Here is a 1616-nt window from a genome sequence, read left to right as displayed (position 1 = left end):
CATCCATCGCCGCCATTAGTGGCAACTGCGCACCAGCATGATCGGCTTCAAGGGTACGGAAGACCTGGGTTCGGGACTGAATGCCTTCTTCCTGCTGGAGTCCGGCTTCGACGCCACCAAGGGCGCGACCAACGGCACGACGCTGTTCAATCGCCGCTCCTACGTCGGCCTGTCCGGCAGCGCCGGCTCGCTGAAGTTCGGCAAGAACCTGTTCATCGACAACGACATCTGGTTCCTCGATCCGACCGGCCAGCAATTCATCGGCACCGCCACGCTGGTGCGCGGCCGCAACTGGCAAGGCGCGGACAACGTGATCGAATACCAGACGCCGACCTGGGGCGGCTTCAACGCCACGTTCCAGACCGCGCTCGGCGAGCAGGCCGGCTCGATCAAGAACAAACGCAAGGATGGCGTTTCGCTGGTTTATCAAAACCAGGGACTTGAGCTGCGCGCGATCTACGACCTGATCCGCGACAGCAACGGCAAATACGGCACCGGAATCAATTCGGACGGCACACGCAATACCGTTTTCGATACGTCGAAGGAACTGATCCTGGGCGGCACCTACACCATCGACAAGCTCAAGCTGTTCCTTGGCTATGAAAACCTGCGCGCACCGGATGTTGCCCCGGGTTCGCCGGACAAGGTCAATCATTACTGGCTGGGGGCGAACTACCAGGTCACGCCTGCGTTGACGCTGATCGGCTCGGTGTTCCGCGTCAACGTCAACAACGGCGGCGGCAACGCCAACCTGTTCATGGCCGGCGCCAATTACTCGCTGTCCAAGCGCACCCTGCTGTACGTGGGTGCGGGCACGGTCCGCAACAGCAGCACCGCCAACTTCTCGGTCGAGGCCAGCAACAACAATCCGTTGCCGGGCCAGAACCAGAATGGCGCTTATGCAGGCATCAGCCACTCCTTTTAAGCTGAGAGCCTAGAACGGCAAACTCCTGAAACCGGCGAAGCCGCATGAATGCCGGTTTCAGGGATAAAATGCGCGACAAGACGGATTTGCGCAAAACGACAAACATCCGCAATCCCTGCAATTCCTTTCAGAACCCAGCCTGCCCATGCCAAGAACCAAGAAAATCGTCCCTGACGCAGACTTGGAAGCCGTCGCCGAGGTTTCCGCCATCGACAGCGCCGCCGATGCCGGCAAGGTGCGCTATGCCGCACCGGCCTTGGACAAGGGACTCGACATCCTGGAACTGCTCAGCAAATCCGAGCAGATGCTGACGCTGAACCAGATATCCAGGCAACTGGGACGCAGCGTCAATGAAATTTTCCGCATGGTGGTGACGTTGGAGCAACGCGGCTACCTGATCGCCGACAACGACCAGTACCGCCTGTCGCTGAAGCTGTTCGAGCTGGCGCACAACAACCAGCCGATCCGGTCGCTGGTGAGCACCGCGTTGCCGCATATGCGCGAACTGGCCAACCGCACCATGCAATCGACCCATCTGACCGTCTATGAAGCCGGCCGCGTGATCGTGGTGGCGCAGGTCGACAGTCCGGAACGCTGGGCCTTCGGTCTCAAGGTCGGCGCGCTGGTCAGCCTGACGGACACCGCGTCGGGCCACGTGCTGCTGTCGTTCCGCGACGAAGCCGAGCGCGGC

1 protein-coding gene and 1 pseudogene are annotated in these 1616 nt (G+C 60.9%); both read left to right on the top strand.

The window, feature by feature from the left end; genetic code table 11:
* Nucleotides 1-22: 22 nt before the first annotated feature.
* Nucleotides 23-925: pseudogene (locus tag HLUSI_RS28505) on the top strand (porin); the annotation flags it as partial.
* A 145-nt stretch (nt 926-1070) separates the two neighbouring features.
* The coding region (locus HLUSI_RS0113075) for an IclR family transcriptional regulator (RefSeq protein ID WP_040503463.1) at nt 1071-1616 on the top strand (546 nt) is incomplete at its 3' end.

Origin of the sequence: Herbaspirillum lusitanum P6-12 (assembly GCF_000256565.1) — a bacterium.
In the GTDB taxonomy this organism is placed as follows: Bacteria; Pseudomonadota; Gammaproteobacteria; order Burkholderiales; family Burkholderiaceae_D; genus Herbaspirillum; species Herbaspirillum lusitanum.
This window is presented reverse-complemented; position numbering and strand designations above follow the sequence as displayed.